3 protein-coding genes are annotated in these 1590 nt (G+C 70.9%); all 3 read right to left on the minus strand.

Annotated features, from left to right (window positions below; genetic code table 11):
- Nucleotides 1-109: 109 nt before the first annotated feature.
- Nucleotides 110-808: a YoaK family protein gene (locus I53_RS25515; RefSeq protein ID WP_043356071.1), complete on the minus strand. Its 699-nt coding sequence runs from the start codon at nt 806-808 to the stop codon at nt 110-112.
- Between the two features lie 111 nt (nt 809-919).
- Nucleotides 920-1303 (minus strand): hypothetical protein, encoded by a 384-nt coding sequence (locus I53_RS25520; RefSeq protein ID WP_042723322.1) that lies wholly within the window; start codon nt 1301-1303, stop codon nt 920-922.
- Between the two features lie 106 nt (nt 1304-1409).
- A complete protein-coding gene (locus I53_RS25525; protein ID WP_251982455.1) occupies nt 1410-1589 on the minus strand; it encodes a hypothetical protein in 180 nt (59 codons plus the stop codon).
- Nucleotide 1590: the final 1 nt, after the last annotated feature.

Genomic DNA, 1590 nt, shown 5'->3' on the forward strand with positions numbered 1-1590 from the left:
TGGATCTCACGAGGCCCGCCGCGGATCTGGTCGGGTCCAAAATCGGCCTTCGCGCTCAATGCCGCGGTCGCGCGCACCGCCGACCGCATGATGGGCCAGCTTCTCGATATCAGCGCCTGAGGGCGGGCAGGGCGAGGCAGGCCAGGACCGCGGCCGCCGCGAACAGCAGCGCCACGCCGACGAGCCGATACGCGACCACACCCACCAAGCCGCCGCCTAGGAAGGCGCCGACGGTCAACAGATACAGCCGCAGCCGCACCGGATCATGCGGTTTCAGCCGATCGGACGCGGATGCGTCGCGGTCCAGCCAACGCGCGAGCTCGATCCCGATATCGGTGATCATGCCGGTCACGTGCGTGGTCCGCACCCGCGCCTCGGAGATCTTGGTCACCGCCGCATTCTGCAGGCCCAGGATGAAGCTCAGGCCGAGGACAAGGGTGTGGCTCCGGACCGGCTCGGCAAGCGGCAGGACGAGCAGGCCCACGGCGACGAGGAGGAGCGCCTCCGCGCAGACGCTGTAGGCATATGCGCCGGGACCGGCCTTCCGGCGGCGGCGCCGGATCATCAAGGTCGAGGTCGTTGCCCCGAGCACGAACAGGACCACGATCAGGCAGGCCTGCGCGGCGAGGACGAGATCGCCCGTGCCTGTGCGGTCGGAGATCGCCGAGACGTTCCCGGTCATGTTCGAGGCGTAGAGGCCGACCGCGTAGAACCCGGCGGTGTTCAGCGCGCCGGCCACCCCCGCGAGCGACAGGGCGAGCGCCCTGTCGGCCGCCGGGCTGCGCGTCTCGCCTTCGTGGACCAGCATGGAAGCGTCGGTTGAGTGTCGGAGGCCGAATCGGCCCGATGCCGCCGCCGTCTTAAGCCACGCGCCCGGGCGCCGTCACGGCACCCGGAGCGCCCCTGGCCTCACTAAAACTCACCAGCCGCGATAACCGTAGCCGCCATCCCAGTCGCCGCGCCAGTCACCGTGCCAGTGGCGGGCGGGGCCGTAGCCGACAGGAACCCGCTCGTACGTCACGGTCCGGCGTGTAGCGTAGACCGGCGCATCCTCCTCGTAGACGCGGTAGACCGGGGCCGGCCGTACCGCCACCGGGGCGGGGGCGTAGCCGTAATCGGCATAGCCATAGCCGTAACCGGGCGCCGCATGGGCCTGGGTTGCGGCGCCGATCAGCGCGCCGGCCGCGAGGCCGCCGATGATGCCCGCCGCGATGGCACCGCCGCCGCGGGCTTCGGCGGTCGTGGAGGCCAGGGAGCCCGCGCCGATCAGCGCGGCGGCCGAGAGCAGAGCGATGCGTGTCATGACCTGTCTCCAGAAAACCGGGGACCGCCTGCGGCGTCCCGGATCACGAGAGAGACAGTGCCAAACCCGCGCTGCACCGAAGCTGAAGCCGCCCTGCAGCAACTGTTCAGCTTGTCGGCGCGCCCTCCGGATCGGGGGCGGTCCGGATGTACCCGCGGGAGATCAGGCGGCTGCGCTCACGGGTGCGCCGCTCGGCCTCCATCAGGTCGGACAGAGCGTCGGCGATCGCGCAACGCAGGGCGATGCCGGCATCGCCGCCGGCAAAGCCGAGATACGCAGTGCTGATC

The organism is Methylobacterium sp. B1 (genome assembly GCF_000333255.1).
Classification (GTDB): Bacteria; Pseudomonadota; Alphaproteobacteria; order Rhizobiales; family Beijerinckiaceae; genus Methylobacterium; species Methylobacterium fujisawaense.

Bases quoted from the DNA above. Each gene is read 5' to 3' on its own strand.
- I53_RS25515 (WP_043356071.1), bottom strand. From the start codon at position 808: ATGCTGGTCCACGAAGGCGAGACGCGCAGCCCGGCGGCCGACAGGGCG.
- I53_RS25520 (WP_042723322.1), bottom strand. From the start codon at position 1,303: ATGACACGCATCGCTCTGCTCTCGGCCGCCGCGCTGATCGGCGCGGGC.